This window comes from Halalkaliarchaeum desulfuricum, from assembly GCF_002952775.1.
GTDB classification, from domain to species: domain Archaea; phylum Halobacteriota; class Halobacteria; order Halobacteriales; family Haloferacaceae; genus Halalkaliarchaeum; species Halalkaliarchaeum desulfuricum.
Genome location: NZ_CP025066.1, coordinates 988,677 through 1,010,802 on the forward strand (window position 1 = coordinate 988,677; position 22,126 = coordinate 1,010,802).

The 22,126-nt window shown below is 64.9% G+C and carries 22 protein-coding genes and 1 pseudogene; 10 read left to right on the plus strand and 13 right to left on the minus strand.

Annotated elements, in window-relative coordinates; all coding sequences use genetic code 11:
- Window positions 1–17: 17 nt before the first annotated feature.
- The 3 genes from AArcSl_RS04905 to AArcSl_RS04915 all read right to left on the minus strand — a co-directional run bounded on the left by AArcSl_RS04905 (window position 18) and on the right by AArcSl_RS04915 (window position 3,281).
- Entirely contained in the window at window positions 18–1,154 is a 1,137-nt protein-coding gene (locus AArcSl_RS04905; RefSeq protein WP_217563500.1) for a Gfo/Idh/MocA family protein, read from the minus strand.
- A 10-nt stretch (window positions 1,155–1,164) separates the two neighbouring features.
- Window positions 1,165–2,136, minus strand: coding sequence for a sugar phosphate isomerase/epimerase family protein (locus AArcSl_RS04910; RefSeq protein ID WP_119815832.1), 972 nt, complete (start codon window positions 2,134–2,136; stop codon window positions 1,165–1,167).
- An 83-nt stretch (window positions 2,137–2,219) separates the two neighbouring features.
- Window positions 2,220–3,281 carry a Gfo/Idh/MocA family protein gene (locus tag AArcSl_RS04915; RefSeq protein ID WP_119815835.1) on the minus strand — a complete coding sequence of 354 codons (1,062 nt, stop codon included), beginning with the start codon at window positions 3,279–3,281 and terminating at the stop codon, window positions 2,220–2,222.
- A gap of 133 nt (window positions 3,282–3,414) precedes the next feature.
- Here AArcSl_RS04915 and AArcSl_RS04920 point away from each other — a divergent pair, with 133 nt between their 5' ends.
- Window positions 3,415–3,798 (plus strand): DUF4870 domain-containing protein, encoded by a 384-nt coding sequence (locus AArcSl_RS04920; protein WP_119815838.1) that lies wholly within the window; start codon window positions 3,415–3,417, stop codon window positions 3,796–3,798.
- 54 nt (window positions 3,799–3,852) lie between these two features.
- Here the strand turns inward: AArcSl_RS04920 and AArcSl_RS04925 are convergent, their stop codons facing one another.
- The 5 genes from AArcSl_RS04925 to AArcSl_RS04945 form a co-directional block, all read right to left on the minus strand.
- On the minus strand, window positions 3,853–4,386 hold the full coding sequence (locus AArcSl_RS04925) for a hypothetical protein (RefSeq protein ID WP_119815840.1): 534 nt from the start codon (window positions 4,384–4,386) through the stop codon (window positions 3,853–3,855).
- Between the two features lie 99 nt (window positions 4,387–4,485).
- Complete coding sequence (locus AArcSl_RS04930) at window positions 4,486–5,613, minus strand: ABC transporter ATP-binding protein (protein WP_119815843.1); 1,128 nt, start codon at window positions 5,611–5,613, stop codon at window positions 4,486–4,488.
- A gap of 2 nt (window positions 5,614–5,615) precedes the next feature.
- Window positions 5,616–6,653: a carbohydrate ABC transporter permease gene (locus AArcSl_RS04935; RefSeq protein ID WP_119815846.1), complete on the minus strand. Its 1,038-nt coding sequence runs from the start codon at window positions 6,651–6,653 to the stop codon at window positions 5,616–5,618.
- On the minus strand, window positions 6,650–7,657 hold the full coding sequence (locus AArcSl_RS04940; protein WP_119815850.1) for a carbohydrate ABC transporter permease: 1,008 nt from the start codon (window positions 7,655–7,657) through the stop codon (window positions 6,650–6,652). The genes AArcSl_RS04935 and AArcSl_RS04940 overlap by 4 nt, the downstream gene beginning before the upstream one ends.
- A gap of 15 nt (window positions 7,658–7,672) precedes the next feature.
- Window positions 7,673–9,127 carry a substrate-binding domain-containing protein gene (locus AArcSl_RS04945; RefSeq protein WP_119815853.1) on the minus strand — a complete coding sequence of 485 codons (1,455 nt, stop codon included), beginning with the start codon at window positions 9,125–9,127 and terminating at the stop codon, window positions 7,673–7,675.
- Window positions 9,128–9,261: 134 nt separating this feature from the next.
- Here AArcSl_RS04945 and AArcSl_RS04950 point away from each other — a divergent pair, with 134 nt between their 5' ends.
- Window positions 9,262–10,062 (plus strand): hypothetical protein, encoded by an 801-nt coding sequence (locus AArcSl_RS04950; protein ID WP_119815855.1) that lies wholly within the window; start codon window positions 9,262–9,264, stop codon window positions 10,060–10,062.
- A gap of 37 nt (window positions 10,063–10,099) precedes the next feature.
- Here AArcSl_RS04950 and trmB read toward each other — a convergent pair whose 3' ends face one another.
- Window positions 10,100–11,155, minus strand: coding sequence for an HTH-type sugar sensing transcriptional regulator TrmB (gene trmB, locus AArcSl_RS04955; RefSeq protein ID WP_119815858.1), 1,056 nt, complete (start codon window positions 11,153–11,155; stop codon window positions 10,100–10,102).
- Between the two features lie 112 nt (window positions 11,156–11,267).
- Window positions 11,268–11,682: pseudogene (locus AArcSl_RS04960) on the minus strand (proteasome assembly chaperone family protein); the annotation flags it as partial.
- Between the two features lie 131 nt (window positions 11,683–11,813).
- Between AArcSl_RS04960 and AArcSl_RS04965 the strand changes: the two are divergent.
- The 6 genes from AArcSl_RS04965 (at window position 11,814) to AArcSl_RS04990 (ending at window position 16,150) form a co-directional block, all read left to right on the plus strand.
- Window positions 11,814–12,107, plus strand: a complete 294-nt coding sequence (locus AArcSl_RS04965) for a 50S ribosomal protein L21e (RefSeq protein WP_119815861.1) — start codon at window positions 11,814–11,816, stop codon at window positions 12,105–12,107.
- Window position 12,108: 1 nt separating this feature from the next.
- Window positions 12,109–12,465, plus strand: a complete 357-nt coding sequence (locus AArcSl_RS04970; RefSeq protein WP_119815864.1) for an RNA polymerase Rpb4 family protein — start codon at window positions 12,109–12,111, stop codon at window positions 12,463–12,465.
- Between the two features lie 86 nt (window positions 12,466–12,551).
- On the plus strand, window positions 12,552–13,163 hold the full coding sequence (locus tag AArcSl_RS04975; RefSeq protein ID WP_119815866.1) for a DUF655 domain-containing protein: 612 nt from the start codon (window positions 12,552–12,554) through the stop codon (window positions 13,161–13,163).
- Window positions 13,160–14,041 carry a 16S ribosomal RNA methyltransferase A gene (locus AArcSl_RS04980; RefSeq protein WP_119815869.1) on the plus strand — a complete coding sequence of 294 codons (882 nt, stop codon included), beginning with the start codon at window positions 13,160–13,162 and terminating at the stop codon, window positions 14,039–14,041. Before AArcSl_RS04975 ends, AArcSl_RS04980 begins: the two co-directional genes overlap by 4 nt.
- A gap of 3 nt (window positions 14,042–14,044) precedes the next feature.
- Window positions 14,045–14,647, plus strand: coding sequence for a HemK2/MTQ2 family protein methyltransferase (locus AArcSl_RS04985; protein WP_119815872.1), 603 nt, complete (start codon window positions 14,045–14,047; stop codon window positions 14,645–14,647).
- Window positions 14,648–14,761: 114 nt separating this feature from the next.
- The gene (locus tag AArcSl_RS04990) at window positions 14,762–16,150 is read left to right on the plus strand and encodes an ABC transporter permease (RefSeq protein ID WP_119815875.1); all 1,389 of its coding nucleotides are present in this window, start codon (window positions 14,762–14,764) and stop codon (window positions 16,148–16,150) included.
- Here AArcSl_RS04990 and AArcSl_RS04995 read toward each other — a convergent pair.
- Window positions 16,147–17,154, minus strand: a complete 1,008-nt coding sequence (locus AArcSl_RS04995) for an ABC transporter permease (RefSeq protein ID WP_119815878.1) — start codon at window positions 17,152–17,154, stop codon at window positions 16,147–16,149. The two genes, AArcSl_RS04990 and AArcSl_RS04995, sit on opposite strands and share 4 nt — an antisense overlap.
- Before the next feature lie 217 nt (window positions 17,155–17,371).
- Between AArcSl_RS04995 and AArcSl_RS05000 the strand changes: the two genes are divergently transcribed.
- Together AArcSl_RS05000 and AArcSl_RS05005 are read left to right on the plus strand one after the other, a co-directional pair.
- On the plus strand, window positions 17,372–18,364 hold the full coding sequence (locus AArcSl_RS05000) for a ribose 1,5-bisphosphate isomerase (protein ID WP_119815880.1): 993 nt from the start codon (window positions 17,372–17,374) through the stop codon (window positions 18,362–18,364).
- Window positions 18,365–18,374: 10 nt separating this feature from the next.
- Window positions 18,375–19,343: a carbohydrate kinase family protein gene (locus AArcSl_RS05005; protein ID WP_119815883.1), complete on the plus strand. Its 969-nt coding sequence runs from the start codon at window positions 18,375–18,377 to the stop codon at window positions 19,341–19,343.
- Window positions 19,344–19,345: 2 nt separating this feature from the next.
- Here the strand turns inward: AArcSl_RS05005 and AArcSl_RS05010 are convergent, their stop codons facing one another.
- Entirely contained in the window at window positions 19,346–20,248 is a 903-nt protein-coding gene (locus tag AArcSl_RS05010; RefSeq protein ID WP_119815886.1) for a DMT family transporter, read from the minus strand.
- An 80-nt stretch (window positions 20,249–20,328) separates the two neighbouring features.
- On the minus strand, window positions 20,329–22,125 hold the full coding sequence (gene pepF, locus AArcSl_RS05015) for an oligoendopeptidase F (protein WP_119815888.1): 1,797 nt from the start codon (window positions 22,123–22,125) through the stop codon (window positions 20,329–20,331).
- Between the last annotated feature and the right edge of the window lies 1 nt (window position 22,126).

Consider the following 22,126-nt stretch of genomic DNA (forward strand, 5'->3'; position numbering starts at 1 on the left):
GAACGGAAGCGGGGGCCCTACACGTCGTCGAGGGTGATCCACTCGTCGCGCTCGTCGCTGCGCTGGATCGCCTCGAGGAGACGCTGGACCCGACAGGCCTCCGAAAACGACGGCGAGAACGCCTCGCCGGCCGCGACCGACGAGAGGAACTCGTAGTTCTCGTGGACGAACGTGTGTTCCCAGCCGAGCACGTGTCCGGGCGGCCACCACCGGTCGACGTACGGATCCGTCTCGTCGGTCACCAGGATCGTCTCGTAGCCGCGGTTCCCCTCCCGATACAGTTCGAGTTCGTTCAGTCGCTCCAGGGAGAACCGGAGGCTCCCCTTCGATCCGTGGATCTCGATCGTGTGGTCGTTCTTGTGCCCGGTGGCGAACCGCGACGCCTCGAAGGTTCCGACCGCGCCGTTCTCGAACGCCGCCTGGGCGGTGTAGGCGTCGTCGACGGTCACTTGACGGTATTCTTCGGTTTCGCCGTCCTCGTCCAGGACCGGACGCTCGTCGACGAACGTTCGCAGCTGGCCGGAGACGCGTTCGATCCCCCCCGCGACCTCGCCCACCAGAAACTCCGCCAGATCGAGCGTGTGCGCGCCGAGGTCGCCGAGCGTCCCCGACCCCGCGAGCTCCTCGTCCAGACGCCACGCCCACGGCGCCTCGGGGTCGACCAGCCAGTCCTGCAGGTAGCGCCCTCTGACGTGGTGGATCTCCCCGAGTTCGCCGTCCTCGATCAGCCCCTTCGCGTACCGGATCGCGGGCAGGAACCGGTAGTTGAACGCGGTTCCCGCGATCGCGTCGCTGCCGGCAGCGGCCTCGCGCATCCGGACCGCCTCCTCGAGCGTCGGTGCGAGCGGTTTCTCACACAGGACGTGCGTCCCCGCCTCCAGTGCCGCCATCGACGGCTCGGGGTGGAGGTGGTTCGGTCCCAGATTATAAAGGACGTCCACCTCGTCGACGACCTCGCGCCAGTCGGTCGCCGTGCGTTCGAAGCCGAACCGATCGGCAGCCTCCGAAAGCGCCGTCTCGTCGCGCCCGATCAGCACCTCCCTGGACACCTCCGGCGCGTCCGGGAAGAACATCGGCAGGCGGGCGAGCGCGTTCGAGTGTGCTTTGCCCATGAAACGATACCCCAGCATTCCGACGGCAAGTGTCTCAGTCACGTGAATCACCTCACTCCGCCCAGTAGGCCTCCCCGGGCGTGGTGTCGAAGACGGCGCGCTCGAGGACGTCGACGGCCTTTTCGAGCCCCTCCATCGAGGAGGTCAGCGAGTCCTCGTGTTCGATCGACAGCGCCCCCTCGTAGCCGACCATCCGGAGCGTGGAGACGACGTCCTTCCAGTGCTCCTCGCCGTGACCGTAGCCGATCGATCGGAACAGCCACGATCGGTTCACCTCGTCGGTGTAGTCGGTGGTGTCGAGGACGCCCTTCTCCCGGGCGTTCGCCTCGTACACCCGGGTGTCCTTGGCGTGGACGTGGTGGATCGCGTCCACCCCGCCCAGCAGGCGGATCGCCGCGGTGACGTCGATCCCCTGCCAGTAGAGGTGCGAGGGGTCGAAGTTCGCGCCCACCCGTTCGTTGGTCGCCTCGCGGAGTCGGAGCATCCCGCGCGGCTCGTACACCAGCATGTTCGGGTGCATCTCGATTGCGAGATCCACACCGTGGTCGTCGGCGAACGCTGCCAGGTCCTGCCAGTACGGGATCGCTACCTCCACCCATTGGTACTCGTGGGCCTCGGCGTGTTCGGTGGGCCACGGCGCAGTCACCCAGTTTGGCACCTCGTCGTTCGGTCCGCCGGCGGGCAGCCCAGAAAAGCAGGTGACGGTCCCCACCTCGAGCTGATCGGCCAGCCGGATCGCCTCGCGAAGTTCGGTGTCGGCCTCCCGTGCGCGAGCCTCGTCGGGATGCAGCGGGTTGTTGTGGGTGGCAAGCGCCGAGATCCGGAAGCCGTGTTCCTCCAGCTGGTCGTGCAGTTTGGACTGTTCGGCCTCGTCGCCGAGGGTGACCCGCCGATCCACGTGATCCTCCCCGGGCCAGCCGCCGACGCCGAGTTCGACGGCGTCGACGCCGAGATCCGCAAGCGCCGCGAACGCTTCGTCCCTCGATCGGTTCCCGAGCGGAACGGTGAGTACGCCGATTTCCATGTCTCAAAGATATACAACCGAGTGAATAAAGTTTCAGGCCACACCGACTCCCGGGCCGTTCCCGGGGACGCTCCCGGCCACGTTCAATCCAGCCGAACGGCCCGCCCGTCCTCGGCCGACCGGTAGATCGCGTCGACGATCCGCTGTACCTGGAGCCCTTCATCGACGGTGTTTCGTTCGGGAGGCTCCCCGGCGCCGACCGCCTCGAGGAACGCCCGTTGCTCGGCGGCGTACGCGTCCCGTGACCGAGTTGTGATCTCCGTGTCAGCCAGGTGATTTCCGCCGCCGGGGTCGGCCTCGTAGATCGTCAGTTCGTCGCCCCCGACGTCGAACGACGCGCCAGCGTCGGTGCCGCGGACGACCGCCTCTCTGGTGTCCGGGCGGTTCGCCGCCCAGGCGACCTCCAGCGAGATCGTCGCGCCGTCTGCAGTCCGGAGAAACGCCGTCGCCGAGTCCTCGACATCGAACCCGTCCGGGCCGCAGTCCTCGCCCCACATCTCGACGAACGCGTACTCGTCGCTGGTTCCGAACTCCGCACGAGTCTGGCCGGACACCTCCACGACTGTCGGGTGACCCATCACGTAAAGGGCGAGATCGAGCGCGTGGACGCCGACGTCGACGAGTGCGCCGCCGCCCGCGACGTCCAGATCGGTGAACCACGACCCCCGCCCAGGGATCCCGCGCCGCCGCAGGAAGTTCGCTTCGACGTGTGTGATATCGCCGAACCGTCCCTCGCGTCGGTAGTGTGTGAACGCCTCCGTCGAGCCCGCAAAGCGGTTGTGAAACCCCAGCATACAGAAGCCGTCGGCGTCGGCCGCGGCGTCGGCGATCCGCTCTGCGCTCTCGAGCGTGTGAGCGAGGGGTTTCTCGAGCAACACGTCGATCCCCGACTCGAAGGCCCGGACCGCGTACTCCTCGTGAAACCGGTTCGGCGTCGTGACGAACGCCGCGTCGACCCGGTCGAATAGTTCGTCGACGTCGCCGTACGTCGGTACGTCGAACTGCTCTGCGAACCGGGCACGCGCGTCCGCGTCGATGTCCATCCCGCCGACCAGCCGCGCGTCGGATTCCCGGAGGCGTTCGGCGTGGTGGCTGCCGATACCGCCCAGTCCCACGACGCCGACGCGAACGTCTTCGAGGCTCATGAGTTCCGATTAACTACCTCGGTTGTTAAATATCACGTTCATCAGTCCGCCCTCGAGACGGGGTCTATTGTCGCCACTGGACGGGTGGTTTTATTCCGTTTCCGGAACGGACGATAACCGGTGAAGGTCCCGCATGTCCGGTTCCGCCGATCGGGACGAACCGACGGTCGTGCTCGGGCTCGAGAGGAATCTCGCGGGTGCGCTCGCCTATTCGCTTACGTTCATCTCGGGGCTGTTTTTCTACGTCCTGGCGGACGACGAGTACGTGCGGTTCCACGCCACACAGAGCATCGTTACGTTCGGGGGTATCTTCGCGCTCGTTCTCCTGCTCGAGTTGCTGGGAGGGGTACTCGGCGTGTTGGCACCCGGTACCGCGCTCCCGGCGACGTTCGCGTTGCTTTCGTCCGCGCTGGGGCTTTTCGCGTTCGTTCTCTGGATCGTGTTGCTGGTCCAGGCCGCCCGTGGGAGACGGTTCCGTCTTCCCGGCATCGGTCGGGTCGTGGATCAGTTCATCTGAGCCCACGGCGACGAATTCACCTGATTTCGACGCTCTGAACCTGTGGCCTCTCACCTACCGTCGTCTGGCCATGAATTCGTCCACGGTCCGCGGAAACAGGAGCGTCGCCACGGTAGCGACGATTCCGGACACGAGCAAGCCGAGCCAGGGTCGGGAGGTGGCTCCCGAGAGGGAAAGCCCGCCGAACGCCGCGGCCAATAGTGTGAGGTTGAAATACCCGACTCGAAGCACGAGCAACGAGGGCGCGAGCGTCACCCAGCCGGGGATGGCGGTCCAGAGCGGGTGGATCCAGCCGCCGCGGACCAGGGCCCCAACAATCGTCATCGTGACCCATGCGACGAGCGCCATCGCTGTGACGTCGACGAACTCCGTGCGCGGATACTGCCAGATGTACAGTAATGCTGGAAGCCCCAGGACAGCCACCTCCCCGAAAACGCGTATCACGTCGTGGAGAAACATGCCGAGCGGGTCTTTCTTCCCCCGGGCGAGTTGGCCGTAGCCGTACCAGATCCGACGCTCCGGGGAGCGAGATGCGGCAGCTTCACGGCCGGGTGGTGGACGTCGATAGCGTCCGTCGTCTTCTGTCATCAACGTGTCCGTCGTCTTCTGTCATCCAAGCGTCCGTCGTCTTCTGTCATCGAACGATGACGGGCTACCGAACGCGGAGTTCGGTCGCTTACGTGTCGCCTACGTCAACCCGTGGGTGATCGCATTCCCGCTGTCCGTATCGAAGAGGTGAATCTTGTTCCGGTCGGCGACGACCTTCACGTCTTCCCCTTCGGTGACGTCGGTGTCGGGCGACAGGCTGATCAGCAACTGTCCCGTTCCGCGTCCCTCGGCACTGGCTTCGACATCCCTGTCGAACAGCAGATACACGAACACCTCATCGCCCATCGGTTCCATGACATCGACCACCGCGTCGATCGGATCAGTCGGTTCCTGTGCCTTTCGCTGATCATCCGCGAGATAGACGTCTTCGGGACGAACGCCGAGTGTTACGTCCTGTGCGGGCTCGACGCCCTGGTCGGCGGGGTTCAGCGGTACGGTGACGTACTCGGAATCGAAGCCGTCTTCCTCGATTACACCGTCGACGAAGTTCATCGCCGGCGAGCCGATGAAGCCGGCGACAAAGAGGTTCGTCGGCTCGTTGTAACACTCGAGCGGCGGCGCGACCTGCTGGAGTCTGCCGCCGTCGATGACGGCGATGCGGTCGGACATCGTCATCGCCTGTGCCTGGTCGTGGGTGACGTAGACGATCGTCGTGTCCAGCTGGCGGTGGAGCCGCTGCAGTTGGGTTCGCATGTGGACGCGCAGTTCCGCATCGAGGTTCGCCAGCGGCTCGTCCATCAAGAACACGTCGGGTTCGCGCACGATGGCGCGGGCGATCGCCACACGCTGGCGCTGTCCGCCCGACATCTCCGAGGGCATCCGGTCCATCATCCCTTCGAGTTGCACGATGTCGGCGGCCTCCTCGACGCGACGGTCCACCTCCTCCTGGTCGTACTTCCGGAGCCGGAGACCAAACGAGATGTTGTCGTACACGTCCATGTGCGGGAACAGCGCGATGTTCTGGAACACCATCGAGATGCCACGGTCCTTCGGCGGGAGGTTCGTCACTTCCCTGTCGCCGATGTAGACACTCCCCTCCGTTGGAAGCGTGAGGCCGGCGATCGTCTCCATCGTCGTCGACTTCCCACACCCGGAGGGGCCAACCAGCGTGAGGAACTCGCCGTGTTCGACCTCCAGGTTCATGTCTTCGACTGCCGTTACGTCCTCGTACCGTTTCGTGATGTTTTCGAGCGTGACTGATGCCATGGTTACTCTTTGACTGCTCCCGCGGTGAGTCCGCTGACGATCTTTTCCTGTGCGACGATGACCAGTATCGCCACCGGCAACACGGCGACGATGCTTGCTGCAGCCATGAGGTTGAACAGCACCTCGAACTCGCCCTGGAACCGGAGGATTCCCTCCAGCATCGGTGCCCAGTTCTGGTGACGGCCGTCCGTCATGAGCGAGGAGAAGAAGTACTCGTTGTACACGGCGATGAAGGTCAACACACCTGCGGTTGCGACGCCGGGTGCCGATAGGGGGACGATTACCCGAAACAGGGCACCGAGTCGGGTCGTCCCCTCGATGCGAGCGGCGTCCTCGAGACCGTCGGGGATCTGTGAATAGAACGTCATCAGGATAAATATCGACAACGGGAGGAAGATCGCCGACAGCGGGACGAAGATCGCGTAGGGGGTGTTGTACAGCGATCCGTCCGCCATGATCGGTCGGAGGACGTCGACGTTCCGGTTGAACAGTCTGTTGAGAGGGACGAAGAACGCCGCCGGCGGGAAAAACGAGGTGACGAGCACCAGCAACAACAGCGGGTTCTTCCCCCGGAACCGGAGCCGACCGAAGACGTAGCCGGCCAGGCTCCCGACGAACAACACGATGACTGTCGCCATCGTGGCGATCAGGAAGCTGTTGAAGACGTACCGGTGGAAGGGAATCGTCTGGAAGATTTCGACGAACGCGAGCACGTTCAGGTCAGTCGGGAGGCCGACGGGGATCCCGATCGTCGCGTCGATGAGCGGGAGTTCCACGTCCGCCCGCGGCGTTCCACCGGGCGTGAAGGCCCCGGTGTCGCCGAGTTGTGCCCGCGGCGTCACCGCGAGCACGAACAGCCAGTAGAAGGGGAAAAGCGTCGTGACGAGAAACACCACCGTCGCCGTATAAAAGGCCGCACGGTAGGCCCGGTCGGGGTTGGAGATCATCCTGGCTGCCCACGCCTCGACCGCGCCGCGGTCCAGTTCCGGCTCCTCGGTCCGATCCATCGCCGCGATGTCGGGGTGTTCGTCGTCGGTCATGAGATCCCTCCATCGGTATCACGGAGCCCCCACAGGTAGACGATTACCAGGAGACCGATCACGACAGCCGTCAAGAACGCGACCGCCGACGCGGTCGCCCACCGGCGGGTCTGCTGCAGGGAGATAATCACGAGGCAGGTCAGCGACGGGACCGTCTGACAGCCGGCCGTCGCGTCGATCAGGCCGTAGATCCGCATCGCGTCCATCGTGCGGAACAGCATCGCGACCAAAAGCGCCGGCATCACCAGCGGCAGTGTGATGAACTTGAAGCGCTGCCACGGGGAGGCACCCGAGACCCTCGCGACGTCGTAGAGCCCCCGATCGATGCTCTGGAGCCCTGCGAGGATGAGCAACGCCATGAACGCCGCCGTCTTCCAGATGTCCGCGACCAGCACGATGATAAACGAGTCGCGGCTGCTGGCCAGCGGATTGTCGCCGAAGATACCGAGCCACTGCATGAACTCGGTCCCGAAGCCGATCGTGGGATTGAAGATCAAAAAGAAAATCATCGCCTGGATGACGATGGGGATCGCCCACGGGATGATGATCGCGACGCGCACCCAGCGCCGGCCGTAGAAGTCCTGGTTGATCACCAGCGCCTGACCGAAGCCGATCAACGTTTCGAACAGCACGCTGATGATCGCGAACGCCAGCGTCACCATTATCGCCTGCCGGAAGAACGGCGTTCCGAGTTCGACAAACGGGAACTGTCCGGTGAAGACGATGTCGAGGAACTGCCGTGGAATGCGGGCTTCGCCGGCCAGAAGCGCGATATAATTGTCGAGGCCCACGAACTCGCCGAACGGATCAGCGGCAGCGACCTCGTCTGCAAGCAGCGAAAACCGGAACGTCTCCACCAGCGGGTAGAACGCGATCACGCCCAAAAGCAGGAACGACGGGATCAGCAAGATGTACGCGTACACCTCCTCGCTCCGGGTCTCGAGCCAGTTGAGCGGACGGGCGAGGAGCCGTGTCCCGCTTTCGCCCTGGGAATCGGGAGGCATTCGAGTCGGCCCTCGCTATCCTTCTTCGGTCGTCGCCAGCGACTCTTCGAGATCCGCCATCGCTTCCTCAGGCGTCTTGTCCCCTTGATATGCGTCGTGGATCTCGGAGGAGATCTCCGGCGACTGTTCCGGCCACACCGCCGTCACCGGCCGCGGGACGGTGTTCTCGCCGGCGACCGCCAGCGTCTCGAGGAACCGGCCCATCGGGCCGACCGCGTCCGGATCCGCCTGTTCGGTGACCGAAGGGTTCGGCGGGATGTAGCCGCCGAGTTCGAAGTTGCTCAACATGACGTCCTCGTCGACGAACGCCTCGAGCACCTGGAGCGCCTCGTCGAGGCGTCCCGTTTCCGGGTTGACAGTGAGGTGCCAGCCGCCGAGCGCGTGGGCCGTCCCGCCGGTTCCGTCGTAGCTTCCCTGCCCCGCTTCGACGCCGTACGGCAGCGGCATCGCCGCGTGATCCTCGAAGTCGAAGGCGGCGTCCTCGGCGTTGATCGGAATGACGTACGGCCAGTTCCGGTGGAAAATCGCGTTGCCGCCCGTGAACGGCTCGCGGGACGGTTCCTCGGTGAATTCGACGAGGTCCGATGTCGAGATCTGGGGGATGTCCGGATCCGCGTTATCGGCGTCGGGACCGTGCATGAACGACCGCATCATCCGGATCGTGTCGAGGACCGGCTCCTCGTTCACGGTGATCGGACGTTCGCCGACCGGGCCGAAGAGGTTCTCGTGATCCCCGAAGTAGGCACCGCCCATCGACGTCATCATCTCGTTGAACGTACAGCAGGAGGTCCCCTCGTAGTTGTCCCCCTGTGTCGTAAACGCGTAGTCGAACTCGGCTTCGCCGCCGTGGTACTCCCAGACGTCAGCCGCCATTTCGGCGAACTCCTGCCAGGACATCGGCTCTGTCGCCCAGTTTTCCCCCTCCGGATCGTAGCCGGCTTCCTCGACCAGATCCTTCCGGTAGTGCATCATCGGGTAGTCCGGGAACAGGGGAACACCGTAGAGATCGCCGGTTTCCGGATGGCTCGCGGTGTCGACCGCGGCCGGGAGGTAGTCGCTATGGATTGTGTTCAGGGTCTCGTCGGACAGTTCCTCCTCCAGGTTGACCAGCTGTTCGCGGATGATGAACGGGATCGTCCAGCCGGAGTCCATCATGAAGATGTCCGGGCTCGAACGACCGGCGTCCAGCGCCGAGGTGAAATCGGCGCGCCGTTCGCCGGTCTCGAAGTCGCCCGGCAGGATCTCGACCTCGATGCTCTCGTCGAGTCCGGCGTCGTACAGGGACTGGATCACCTCGTCCTCGATCCCCACCCACTCGCCGTCCATCGTGATCTCGATCGGCTGGTCCTCGTCGTCGCCGAGACAGCCCGCGACGCCGACCATTACGCCCGATGCTCCAGCCGCTTGCACGAACCGCCGTCTGGAGACGCCACTCCGTTTCGAATCGCGTTGGGAGTCAGTATCGACCATTACAGTTGGGTGGGTATGTGTACCACCCGTATATAGATTTGGGACGTGTTACTACACCTGTTGTTGTTATATAAATTATAACTTTGTACGGCAGCCTGCAGGCTTTTATACGCCGGGGGCAACCATCCAGCAACATGTCGGCACTCGACAGGGTACGCGAACCGGCCTACACGGGCGATCGCCGCTGTTGGCCCTGTACCGTGCTGAACACGATTCTGATCGGGATCGTAACCGTCGCCGTCGCCGTAGTCTGGCCGCTGGCAGCACTGGCCGTTCTCCTCGGGGGGTTACTCCTCGTGTATCTGCGCGGCTACGTCGTCCCGTACACCCCGCAGTTCGCCCCGTGGCTCGTCGAACGGCTCCCGATCGACGTCGGATTCTCCCACGGATACGGGACCGATCCCGATTCCGACTCGCTCGCGGACGACCTCGACTCGCCCGCCCCCGACGCGGTCCTCGAGGAACTGTTCCGGGCCGGCGTCCTCGAGGGCGACGACGAACTCCACCTGTCGGAACCGTTCGAGACAGACTGGGAGGACCGGATGGAAGAGCTTGCTGCTGCTTCCGAATCCGAACTGCTCGAACGGGCGGGTGAGGCCGCTCGCGGGGACATCGAGGCACAGTCCCATAACGGGCGGATCCTCCTGGCGGGCGATCGCGACGTGTGGCTGTCGCGGCCGGTCGCGATCGCGGAAACCGCGGCCGTCGAGACGCTGGCCGAGCGGGGGATCGACCCCGACGTTCGGACCGCCGCGGCGAGACCGTTGCGGCTGTTCCTGGATCGATGTCCCGACTGCGGCGGCCCCGCGGCCGAAACGACGATCAGCAGGTGTTGTGGCGGCCCGGGCAGCACGCAGCGACGCCCCGGTCGGGAGGTACTGGCGTGTGAGTCGTGTGAGGCTGTGCTGTTCGACTTCGAACGGCTGCCCGAGTAACGAATCGGTTGGATTTGTCTGAGCGTTTGCCGACAGGTCACTCGAAGGAGGGGGTTCCGTCCCGATCCAGGAGGATCTCCTGGGCTTCGACCTCCTCGAGGGCGGCCACGAGGCCGCCGATCCGGACGCGATCGCCGTCGTCGGTTTCGACGACGAACGACGCCACCTCCTCGCTCTCCTCGAAGGCGACGTCGACGACTTCTCCCTCGACGTGAACGTTCTCGCCCGTTTCGACGTCCCGTCCCTCGATGGCCGCGTAGAACTCCCCGTCGAGTTCCCGCATGTCTTTCACGGCACGCCTGATGGAGGCGTAATGTCGTGGGAACGGGCGTTCCTTGCCGTCTGCCGCGAGGGTCTCTGCAGTCGTCCACAGCACGGTTCCGAAAAAGCCCGACACCAGGAATCCGAGCGCGGATCGGTTGAAGATGACGCCGTACCGGTCGCGATCGTCCCGCAGCGCGTCCTGGGTGGCGTACACCGAGTGCTCTCCGTCGGCGACCGCGAGGATCGGCGTCGTGATCCCCCGTCGCGCCCGGGCGATCGTCGCGACCTCGAAGTAGTCGTACTCCCTCGGATCCGGGGCGCGTGAGGCCGGCGTCACGAGCAGTTCCACGCTCACCCCGTCGTCGATCTTCTCTGCGAGTTCGTCGTGGAACCGGCGCAACAGCTCCGGAGTCAGCGACAGGGCAAGTTCGTAGTCGGCGTCGGCGATCACTTCCTCGAGATACCTGAGGATTGTCGACCGGGACTTGACCAGCGAGACGGCCTCCGTCTCCCGTGCCGGTGCCGTGTATCTGGCCTCGAGTTCGGCGACGAGTTCGGCGAACGACGACTCCAGGTTCCCGAAGGCGTCTTCGGGGTCCACTGCCACGATCTTCATCGGACGGGATTCCCGCAGTTCGACCAGCCCGCGATCCGAGAGACTCCGGACAGTGTCGTAGACGCGGGGTTGCGGGATGTCGGTCCTGTCGGCGATCTCGCTTGCCGTGAGCTCCCCCCGCTCGAGAACAGTCAGGTAGGCCTCGATCTCGTATTCCCCGAGGTTGAACTGTTCGCCGAACCGCTCGAGCGTGTTCCGGAGGTCATCCGTCATGTTCGTACGCTCGAAGCCGCCCGTAAAGAGTTTACTGGTGTTCGAGTAATATCAATTTCCGAAACACAGTTAAAACGTTGTGGTCGCACCCGTGCAAAGCGGAATGGCGTATGTCTTCGATCGTCTCGACGAGCCGGAGGGCGGCGTCGACGTCGACCGACTGTGGATGCACGGGCGTGACAAAGACGCAGACGCCCAGCGACGAGTCGATGCCCTGCTCGATCAACGCCGCGTGGGCTCCGTCGAGGAACCCGGCCCCCATCGGGGGGACATCCCGCCCGTCGAGCCGCCGTTTCCGGTAATCGTCCGTCGCGACCAAGAAGGTTCGGTGATCGTCGGGGTCGTGTGCGATCGGAACCCCGCTGATGATCGGCGGAACGAACAGTTCGCAGACCAGAACAGTCACCTCGAGATCCGGACGGGAGAACAGCCGTATTGGATGCCGGGGGCGCCCGTTCTCGAACGACGTTATCGACGAGGTAGTCGGCCGCCGTCAGCCCCGCGAGACCGAGCGTCGAGAACCCGGCGGAGCATGCCAAACATGATCTACTGTTCAATCGAATGAGATATAGTCGTTCTACCGTGTGGTAGAGTGGCACGTCCACGGATCGGGAACGCACCATTTATAATCGAACCCGCAGTAAAGGGACGTACGACTATGCCGAGTTCGAATGGGCCCATGAAGGGAACGCGGAAAAAGCTCGCCAACCATCCCCGAGAGCGGGGACAGTCGCCACCCCAGCGGGCGATCCAGGAGTACGAGGAAGGCCAGATGGTCCACCTCAAAATCGATCCGAGCGTCCCCAAGGGGCGATTCCACCCCCGGTTCAGCGGCCACACCGGCGAAGTGATCGGAACGCAGGGATCTTCCTACAAGGTGTCGATCACCGACGGCGGGAAAGAAAAGACCGTCATCGCGCATCCGGCACACCTCCGCGCCCAGCAGGGGTAGTATGACGATATTCAAAGAGAAGATCGACGAGGAGCATCTCACTGTCTCGGAGGCGAAAGAGTACCTTTCGCAGGTCGAATCCGAGCGCGCGCTGGAGGACGACCGGGAGCTGCGATACGAACTCGCTCGCGCGCTCGAGCACGTCAACCGGTACGCGTTCCTGGACCCCGAGGAGGCCCGCGAACTCGTCGAAGAGCTCCAGCAGCTGGAGAAGGTCGACGAGAAGACGGCGATCAAGATCGTCGACCTCCTCCCGGAGGACCGGACGGAACTTCGCGCGGTGTTCGCCCAGGAACGGTACAGCCTCGACGGCGACGAACTCGACGAGGTTCTCAACCTCATCGCGAAATACGCGTGACCGTGCCCGCCGAACGGACGGGGGGTCGAACGACCACCGGGCTTCTCGGGCGATTTTTTAAGTAGCCCGTTGTCGTATCGGAGCATATGGAAGGGACGGATTCAGACTCTCTCGACTCTTCGCCCGACGAGGGGGAGGAGATCTACGCGGTCGTGCTCGACTACTTCCCGCACGGGCATCCGGACGACTCCCGCCCGCAGTTCGAAAAGTCGCCGGTGGCCCAGGCGATCGGGGAGGACCGGTTCCGGCTGTTCGAGTTCACGCTCACGGAGGACCCGGATCTGAACATCACCGATCGGATCAGAATCGAGCCCGAACAGGACGAACGGATCTCGCGGATCCGGGAGATCGAATACGACGACCTCTCGAGCAGCGCGACGTCCGAACTCGAGTACGCCGTCGAGGAGTTGATCGACCGCAACGAGCGTCGGTTCGTCGACTTCTACAACGACGCCCAGCCGATCACCCTTCGGCTCCACCAGCTGAACCTGCTTCCGGGGGTCGGAAAGAAGATCAGGAACACGATCCTCGACGAGCGAAAACGCGGGCCCTTCGAGAGCTTCGAGGAGATCACCGAACGGGTCAGCGGGCTGCACAGCCCGAAGGAAGTCATCATCGACCGAATCATCGAGGAACTTCGCGAGGAGGACCTCAAGTACAAGACGTTCGTCCGCCGGGAGGACGGCGGGAGCGAATGACCGGCGGGAGCGACGTCGAGACCGGATCTCGCGATCCGGACGCACTCGTGCGGCGAGCCGGAGCCAGGGGGAATCCCGACAGGGACCAGCACTTCCTGGTGGACGACCGCGTCCTCGACAGGATCCCGACGTATCTCCCGGAGTCGGCCGACCGGAGCCACGTCCTCGAGGTCGGCGGCGGCGCCGGCGCGTTGACCGACCGCCTGCTTGCGGCTGCGCCTGCGGACGGAAGCGTCACCGTGATCGAACGGGACCCGACGTACGCTTCGTTTCTTCGGGAGGAGTTCGAAGCGGAGATCACAGAAGGAACGCTCACCGTCATCGAGGCGGATGCCCTGGAGTGTGAACTCCCGGCATTTACCGCCTGCGTCTCCAACCTCCCGTACGGCGTCTCGAGTGAACTCGCGTTCCGGCTGCTCCCGGCAAAGCGACCGCTGGTGTTGACGTTCCAGCGGGAGTTCGCCGAACGGATGGTCGCCGAGCCGAACACGGCAGAGTACGGCCGCCTGTCGGTGAGCGCACAGCATTACGCCGACGTCGAACTCCTCGAGGTCGTCCCGCCGGAGGCGTTCGATCCGCAACCGGCGGTGGAAAGCGCGATCGTCCGGGCGACGCCGCGCGAGCCGGCCTACACCGTCGACGACGAGGCGTTCTTCCTCCGGTTCGTGAAGGCGCTTTTCACCCAGCGCCGGAAAACGGTCCGGAACGCGATCCGCAACACCGCCCACATCTCCGGACTGGACGATCCCGCGGCAGTCGTGAGTGCCGTCGACGAGACCACCCTCTCGAAACGGCCGGGAGAGCTCTCCCCAGCGGGATTCGCGGAACTGGCCGCGGTCGCAGCCGAGCACGGGGTCGTGTCCGGCGGCGGGGAGTAACTCGTGGCCCGCCCCGACGACCTCGCGGAGCGACGCGGGCTGGAAACCGACGTCTACCAGCCGGCGGAAGATTCTGCGCTGCTGGCGTCGGCGACGGTCGAGGCCGTCGAGGCCGGCGACGCGGTGCTCGAGGTCGGAACCGGATCCGGCTGGGTCGCAGCCCAGGTCCGGGAGACCCGCGAGGCTCGTGTGATCGCCGCCGACGTCAATCCGCACGCCTGCAGGCAGGCGCGCGATCGTGGGCTGGAGGTGGTGCGGGCCGATCTCGTTTCCCCGTTCCGAACGGACAGCTTCGACGTGGTCACGTTCAACCCGCCGTACCTCCCAACCGATCCCGACAACGAGTGGGACGACTGGATGGAAGCTGCACTCTCGGGCGGGGAAACCGGTCGCCGTCTGGTCGAACCGTTCCTGGAAGAGGTCGGGCGTGTGCTCGCATCCAGCGGGTGTGTGCTCCTGCTCGTGAGCAGCCTCACCGACCGGGAGGTGGTCGAATCGATCGCGGCCGACGCAGGGTTCGAAACGGAGGCCGTCCGGGAGGAATCGTATCCCTTCGAGACCCTGTGGGTGTTGCGGCTGTTTCCTGTCGGACCGGACACGTCGTGATCAACGAGGGACTCGCTTGTCCCCGGCTACCGGTCGAACCGCCGAAAGGTTCTTTATGTGCGAGTGACAGGCTCGGAGTAGCACACCGCCCCGCGCAGTGCCTTCCCACGAGGTATGCCCTCCGACACTGATCCCGGCGACGGCGTCGAACCGTCCGCCGGTTCCGATACCGACGCAGCGGCCGGCTTCGGCGCCCCCCAGTTCGACCTGGACAGCTCACGGGGCGTCCCAGACAGCTCACGAGTCGCCCCAGACAGCTCACGGGGCGTCCCCGACCACCGGGTCGGGCGAGCCGGGAGCCGAGGGGGCGACACCCTTCGGCTCGTGGGGATGGTTGTTTCCGGGGTGGCAGTGGTTCTCGGTGCGGCCTACGATTACCTCGTTTTGGGGGGAACTGAACCGCTGGCGTTCGGCTGGAACCCGACGCCGGTGGACTGGCTGTTTCTCCTTTCGCTGTCGGTCTTCGGTTGGCTCCTCGTATTTCCGCTCGTCCGAGACCGGGAACGCGCCGCCCGCTACGGTCGTCTCCTCCGGGCCGAGCCGCTCAGACTCGCGGCCGCCCTGTATCTCCTCGCGTTTTTCGTCGCCGGGCTCGTCGGAACGGTAGTAGGGAACACGATCTCTGAAGGGCTCGATCACGGATACCAGCCGCCCGTCTTCTTTTCGGTCCCGGACCACGTTCCGGTACAGTGTCTCGGTGCCGAGGCGGCCGGGCGGTGCCGCGGGAGCTTCCAGTATCCGCTGGGTACCGACGCCCACGGGAACGGCCTGATCGAACTCGTCGTGCTCGGTGCCGGCGTGAGCCTGCGCGTCGCGTTCGTCGTGGGGATGATCGCCGTTCCACTCGCGCTCGCGGTCGGCGTGATCGCCGGCTATGCGGGCGGACGAACCGACGCCGTGTTGATGCGGTACGTCGATGTCCAGGGCACCGTTCCCGCCTTCCTCGTGTACATCGTATTGATCTACGTCTACGGTCGGAGCCTGTTTCTGCTCGTTCTCGTGTTCGGCCTGTTGAGCTGGGGCGGTATCGCACGGATCGTGCGCAGTGAGGTACTCCAGATCCGGACGGAGGCGTACGTCGCGGCTGCGCTGGGCCAGGGTGCCGGTCGGTTCCGGGTGCTCCGTCGACACGTGGTGCCGAACGTGTACGACAGCCTCGCGGTCTCTGCGACGCAGGCGATACCGCGGATCCTGCTGATCGAAGCGGCGATTTCGTTCATGCTTTTAAACGACATCGGCGTCGCATCGTGGGGCCACACGGCGACGATGGGGCTGCGCCACCAGCACCAGTTCGTCCACACGTGGTGGATCTCGACGATTCCGATCGCGTTCCTCGCGATGACGGTGCTGTCGATCACCGTGCTCGGCGACTTCTTCCGGGACGCGCTCGACCCCACGGCCGGTCGTCCGGACGCCGAAACGGATGTCGATAGCGCGATCGGAACGGAAGTCGACCATAGCAGTGGCGGGACAGAAGCAGAGCCCGAGGTCGACCGTCGTTAGCTCTCGTTGAGCTCGATCCGCGGATCGAACACCATGTATGCAACGTCCTGCAGGAAGTTCCCGACGATTCCGACCCCCGCGACGAACAGCGCCATCCCAATGATTACCGGCAGGTTCCGAGTCATGATCGCATTGTAGCTGAGCGTGCCGAACCCGGGAAGTTCGAAGACGAACTCGATCACGAAGACGTTCACGACGAGCACGCCGAGGAGGTTTGCGAAAAACAGCGAGATCAGCGGGATCAGCGAGATCCGAAGGAGGTGTCGGACCACGTGGACCGGCTCCATCCCCTTCGCTTTTACCTGCGTGACGAACAGTTCCCCTTCCCGCGACAGCACGGCCGACCGAACGTATCTGGCCTGCTCGGCGATCAGTCCGGTGCCGAGCAGGACCGCCGGAAGCGCCAGCCGCTTGAGATTGTGCGTCGAAAGCACGCGCTGTTCGAGGTCGTAGCCGATCAAAAACAGCCACCCGAACTGGTACATCCCGACCAGGATCGCCACGGCGGCGATCCAGAAGTTCGGGACGCCGAACACGGTGTAGGTGAAGCCGGTCGCCACCCGGGAGAGAACGGGGTTCGTTCCGATCGCGGAGTAGGTACCGACGGCAACGCCGCCGACAAGTGCGATCGCCATGCCCGGGACCACGTACCCCAGCGTGATCGTCAACCGTTCGCCGATCAGCGTCGTCACTGGCGTCGGATGGCTGTAGGAGACTCCGAGATCCAGCCTCGCGACGCTTGCAAGCCAGTTCACGTATCGCTCGTGGACCGGCTGGTCGAGGTTTCTCGCCTCGCGGTACGCCTGCACTGCCTGTTCGGCCTCCCGTTCGATCTCCTCGGCGCTTGCCCCGCTATCTGCGAGTTCGGCCGCGACGGAGAATTCCACGGAGGCCTCGCCTGGATCGCCGGTGAAGGCGACGAGCGCGAACGTCACCGACACGACGACCCACAGCGCGAACAGCGAAAACACCAACCGGCGAGCGAGCCACCACCAGCGGTTCATCGTTTGTTCAGGGTTGAGGGAAGCGTCGAACGGGGACGTCGACAGAGGGGTTTGCGACGGGCGGGGAGGGCTGTGCGGAGGGACACGACAGTCTGGGATGTTTCCTCGTACCGCATAAATGTTTCTCAGCCGTCACCGGCGATCCAGCGGTACCCTCCGGGACTCGATACTCGACCGGGCCGGAACGCCCTTTTATCCGGGGGACCCACACGGAGCCATGACCACACAAACGCTGGACGAGGCGGTCGAGTCGACCGCAGGCGCCATCGCCTCGATGGAGATCCGCGGGGCGGCGACGATCGCGGCGGCGGCGGCCGACGCCCTCGCAGCCCAGGCGGAGGCCAGCACCGCAAGCGACCCGGAAACGTTCCGGCGGGAGCTCCGAGCGGCCGCCCGCAGGCTCCACGAGACGCGCCCGACCGCCGTGTCGCTGCCCAACGCGCTCAGATACGTTCTTCGTCGGATGGACGGCGACAGGGGCGGCGACGTCACCGACGTCGACGCGCTACGCCGGAACGTGGTCGGTGCCGCCCAGGAGTTCGACGACCGACTCGACCGCGCACAGGAGGAACTCGGCAAGGTCGGCGCCAACCGCCTCCGCGACGGCGATGTCGTGATGACTCATTGCCACTCGACCGACGTTCTCTCGTGTGTCGAGGCCGCGGTCGACCAGGGGAAACAGCTCGAGGCGTACGTAAAGGAGACTCGGCCGCGGAATCAGGGCCACATCACCGCCAGACGGCTCCGCGAACTCGGCGTTCCCGTCACGTTGATCGTCGACTCCGCGGCCCACCGGTATCTCCCTGAGGCCGACCACGTGCTCGTCGGGGCCGACTCGATCGCCGCCGACGGCAGCGTGATCAACAAGATCGGCACCTCCGGGCTGGCCGTGAGCGCCCGCGAACTCGGGACGCCGATCGTGGTCGCCGCCCAGACCATCAAGCTCCACCCGGAGACGCTAACGGGACACACCGTGGAGATCGAAACCCGTGACGAACGCGAGGTCGTCGACGAGTCAACCCGGGGTGATATCGGCGACATCGAAGTCGCAAACCCCGCCTTCGACGTCACGCCGCCGCGGTACGTCGACGCCATCGTCACCGAGAGCGGCCAGTTCCCGCCCGAGAGCATCGTCACGCTGATGCGTGAGCTGTTCGGGGAGTCGGCAGACGAGCCGTGGAAAGAACCCGACGAGAGGATCACCCACTAATGGGGCACGAATGACGGACACCAAGCCGAACGTGATCTGTGCGGGCCACATCAACTGGGACGTGACGATGCACGTCGACAAACTGCCCGAACCCGACGGCGAGGTGCAGATCCGGGAGCTGATCCAGTCGGGCGGGGGGAGCGCCGCAAACGTCGCAGTCGGCCTCTCGGGGCTCGACGCCGACGCGACGGTGTTCGGAAGCGTCGGGGGCGACGACTCCGGCGCGTTCGCCCTACAGGAACTCGATCGATCGGGAGTCCAGTGTGGTCACGTCCTGGTCGCGAAGGACGAAACGACCGCGGTGAAGTACCTCGTCGTCGACGACGACGGCGAGGTGATGGTGTTCGCGAGCGACGGCGCGAACGAGGCGTTTTCGGCGGGTGACCTCCCGCCACGGGTGGTCGCAACGGCGGATCACCTCCACCTTACGAGCCAGCGGCCCGAAACCGCCGTCGAGCTCGCCGCGCTGGTTCGCGACGTCGGGGGGACTGTCAGCTTCGATCCAGGCCGGCGCGTCGGACAGCGGGCGTTCAAACGGGCGTTCCCCCACGTCGACGTCCTGTTTTGCAACCGCCGGGAGGCGGAACTCGCGGCCGAGGATTACCGGGAAAACGGTCCCGACGACGGCTTGCTCGTGACGAAACGTGGAGCCGACGGCGCGACGGTTTCCGCGCCGAAGGGAACCGTCTCGCATCCGGGCTTCGAGATCGACGCCGTCGACACCACCGGGTCAGGCGACGCGTTCGCCGCCGGCTTTCTCGCCGCCTGGCTCGGATCCCGGACGTTCCGTCGGCGGTTCCGGCGGGACGGTGGAGCCGCCGGTCCGGACGTTGGTTCCGACGGTTCCGACGATCCACCACTCGAGGAGGTGCTCGCGGTCGCGAACGCCTGTGGCGCGTTGACCGCGATGGAAGCGACGGCCCGGACCGACCTCACGTGGGATCGGGTCGCGTCGCTGGTCGAGAAAACGGAGGAGTGACCTCACGCCGCAGTCTGCCGGTCTGAAGCCGTGAGATAGATCCCGGACAACACGACGATCCCCGAGGCCACCGTCACCGCCGTCGGAACCTCGGCGAGCAACACCAGCGCCAGGATCGTGGCGCCGACCGGCTCGCCCAGCAGGGAGACGGAAACCACACTCGACTCGAGGTGCCCTAGCGCCCAGTTTATGACGGTGTGACCGAACAGCCCCGGCCCGAGCGCCAGCCCCGCAAACAGCAGCCACTCGCGGGCGGGATAGTCCGAAACCGGGTGGCCACCGCCGACGACGAATCCGAAGAGGACGACGGTACAGACGGAGTAGACGACGACGACGTACGGAACCAGTGCCACCCGCTGGCGGAGATCCCGGCCGGCGAGAACGTAGACGGCTGCCATCACCGCCCCGAGAAGCGCGAGCGCGTTGCCGTACAGCGGGTTCGGCCCGACGAGAACGCCCCCGAGCAGATCCCCGAGCGACATCCCGACCATCCCGGCGACCGCCACGAGGATTCCAAGCACCATCCGTCGGGTCACGCGTTCGCGCAACAGGAGCCACGCCCCCAGCGCGACGAACACCGGCTGTGCCTGCACGAGCGTGACGCTTGCCGCCACGCTGGTCCAGTCGAGCGACTCGAACCAGGCGCCGAAGTGGATCGCAAGCGCCGTCCCCGAGACGACCGCGTATCCGAAATCGCGCCGCGTGATCCGCCGGAAGTCGTCCCGGTATCGAACAAGCGCCACCGGCAAGAGCGGAAGCGTCGTAAACAACACCCGATAAAAGGCCGCGACCACGCTGGGGGCGTCGCTCCAGCGCACGAGGATCGCGCCGAAGCTGATCGCGACGATCGCGACACTCAGGCCGCCGATCGGCGGGACGACGGGACGACTCCCGGGGTTCGACACGGAATCACGTGGCAGCGGGGACCGCTTACCGGTTTCGGAACCGGTGCATCGGCGGCGTCATCCCACCGAAGCAGCGACAGCTACGTCTCGAGCAGATCCTCGGCCCGGTCGAGATACTTCCGGTAGACGCCGATCGCCGACTCGACAGGCGCAGGTGAGGTCATGTCGATCCCTGCGGTCTCGACCACCGAAAGCGGGTACTCCGAGCCGCCCTTGCGGAGCATCTCCCGGTACGATTCGGAAGCCGGCTCGCCCTCGGTTCGGATCCGCTCGACGACGGCCGCCGCCGCGGAGATGCCGGTCGCGTACTGGAACACGTAGAAGTTGTAGTAGAAGTGCGGGATCCGCATCCACTCGCGGTGAATCCGATCGTCGAGTTCGGCGGGATCGTAGAACTCGGCTTTGAGCTCCCCGTACAGCTGATCGAATGCGTCCGGAGTGAGAGGTTTTCCATCCTCGACTGCGGTGTGGATCCGGTGTTCGAAGTCCGCGAACATCGTCTGTCGGAACAGCGTCGAGCGGAACCGTTCGAGATACTGATCGAGGACGTGGATCCGAATCTCGTCGCTGGGTGCGTTTTCCAGCAGGTAATCCGTAAGCAGCGTCTCGTTTACCGTCGAGGCGATCTCGGCGACGAAGATGTCATAGCCCGCGTACTGCCAGGGCTGGCTCTCCTTTGCGAGTTCCGAATGCATCGAGTGACCCAGTTCGTGTGCGAGCGTGAACATCGAGGGGACGTCGTCCTGATAGTTCATCAGGATGAACGGCTGGGTGTCGTAGGTGCCCGACGAGAACGCCCCCGATCGTTTCCCGCGGTTCTCGTAGACGTCGACCCACCGGGAGTCGAGCCCTTCCTGGAGGCGGCGTTGGTACGGCTCCCCCAGCGGTTCGACCGCCTCGACGATCCAGTCTTCGGCCTGTTCGTACTCCACGTCGGGGCCCTCCTCTCCCGTGAGAGACATATACAGATCCCACGACCGGAGCTCGTCGACCTCCAGCGCCCGGCGCTTGAGTTCGGAGTGGCGGTGAAGGGCATCCAGGTTCTCCCGGACGCTGTCGACCAGCGCGTCGTACACGTCGGTCGGGACGTTCGAGCCGTCGAGGGCGGCCTCGCGGGCAGTGTCGTAGTTCCGGGCGCGGGCGACCTTGACGTCCTTTTTCAGTTGCTTTTCGAGGGCGGTGCCGACCGCGTTCCGGACCGTCTCCCACTCGTCGTAAAACTCCTCGTGGACGGTCCGCCTGAACGGGCGGTGGGGGTTCTTCTGGAGGCGGACGAAGTTAGCCTGCGAGATCTCGACCTCCTCGCCGTCCGGATCCTCGACGGTCGGAAACGTCATGTCGGCGTCCGAAAGCATCGAGTAGATCTCCGACGGCGCCGAGGTGACCTCCCCGAGTTCGGCGAGCAACTCCTCGATTTCGGGTGACCGGGTGTGCGGTTTCATCCGAAGCACGTCGTCGAAGAAGTGCTCGTACTCCCGGAGTTCGGGCTCCTGCTCCATGAACGCCTCCACGTCCGCGTCGTCCATCGTCTGGAGCTCAGGCTCCACGTACGAGGTCGCCGCCGCCGCGTCTGACTGCAGCGTGGAGGCCTTCGCCGACAGCGCCTGGTACTCCTGATTGCGGGTGTCCTCGCTTTTCCGGAGGTTCGCGTACGTCACGACAGTCGATACGGTTCGCATCAACTCTTCGCGACGCTCGAGGAACTCCAGAAGCGTCTCCGGGTCGTCCGTCAGTTCACCCTCGTAGGCGGCGAGTTCGTCGATTCGATCGCTCACCGATTCGTAAGCGTTCTCCCAGGCGTCGTCGTCCTCGTAGATCGACTCGAGAGCCCACTTGTATTCCCGTTCGATCTCCTCGCGTTCGGGGAGGGAACTCATA

Coding starts and splice junctions, on each gene's coding strand:
- AArcSl_RS04910 (WP_119815832.1), bottom strand. CDS start 2,136: ATGGAAATCGGCGTACTCACCGTTCCGCTCGGGAACCGATCGAGGGAC.
- AArcSl_RS04975 (WP_119815866.1), top strand. CDS start 12,552: ATGGAAGGGACGGATTCAGACTCTCTCGACTCTTCGCCCGACGAGGGG.
- AArcSl_RS04940 (WP_119815850.1), bottom strand. CDS start 7,657: ATGCCTCCCGATTCCCAGGGCGAAAGCGGGACACGGCTCCTCGCCCGT.
- AArcSl_RS04990 (WP_119815875.1), top strand. CDS start 14,762: ATGCCCTCCGACACTGATCCCGGCGACGGCGTCGAACCGTCCGCCGGT.
- AArcSl_RS04980 (WP_119815869.1), top strand. CDS start 13,160: ATGACCGGCGGGAGCGACGTCGAGACCGGATCTCGCGATCCGGACGCA.
- AArcSl_RS04915 (WP_119815835.1), bottom strand. CDS start 3,281: ATGAGCCTCGAAGACGTTCGCGTCGGCGTCGTGGGACTGGGCGGTATC.
- AArcSl_RS04935 (WP_119815846.1), bottom strand. CDS start 6,653: ATGACCGACGACGAACACCCCGACATCGCGGCGATGGATCGGACCGAG.
- AArcSl_RS04965 (WP_119815861.1), top strand. CDS start 11,814: ATGCCGAGTTCGAATGGGCCCATGAAGGGAACGCGGAAAAAGCTCGCC.
- AArcSl_RS04995 (WP_119815878.1), bottom strand. CDS start 17,154: ATGAACCGCTGGTGGTGGCTCGCTCGCCGGTTGGTGTTTTCGCTGTTC.
- trmB (WP_119815858.1), bottom strand. CDS start 11,155: ATGACGGATGACCTCCGGAACACGCTCGAGCGGTTCGGCGAACAGTTC.
- AArcSl_RS04920 (WP_119815838.1), top strand. CDS start 3,415: ATGTCCGGTTCCGCCGATCGGGACGAACCGACGGTCGTGCTCGGGCTC.
- AArcSl_RS04945 (WP_119815853.1), bottom strand. CDS start 9,127: ATGGTCGATACTGACTCCCAACGCGATTCGAAACGGAGTGGCGTCTCC.
- AArcSl_RS04970 (WP_119815864.1), top strand. CDS start 12,109: ATGACGATATTCAAAGAGAAGATCGACGAGGAGCATCTCACTGTCTCG.
- AArcSl_RS05005 (WP_119815883.1), top strand. CDS start 18,375: ATGACGGACACCAAGCCGAACGTGATCTGTGCGGGCCACATCAACTGG.
- pepF (WP_119815888.1), bottom strand. CDS start 22,125: ATGAGTTCCCTCCCCGAACGCGAGGAGATCGAACGGGAATACAAGTGG.
- AArcSl_RS05000 (WP_119815880.1), top strand. CDS start 17,372: ATGACCACACAAACGCTGGACGAGGCGGTCGAGTCGACCGCAGGCGCC.
- AArcSl_RS04925 (WP_119815840.1), bottom strand. CDS start 4,386: ATGACAGAAGACGACGGACGCTATCGACGTCCACCACCCGGCCGTGAA.
- AArcSl_RS04950 (WP_119815855.1), top strand. CDS start 9,262: ATGTCGGCACTCGACAGGGTACGCGAACCGGCCTACACGGGCGATCGC.
- AArcSl_RS04930 (WP_119815843.1), bottom strand. CDS start 5,613: ATGGCATCAGTCACGCTCGAAAACATCACGAAACGGTACGAGGACGTA.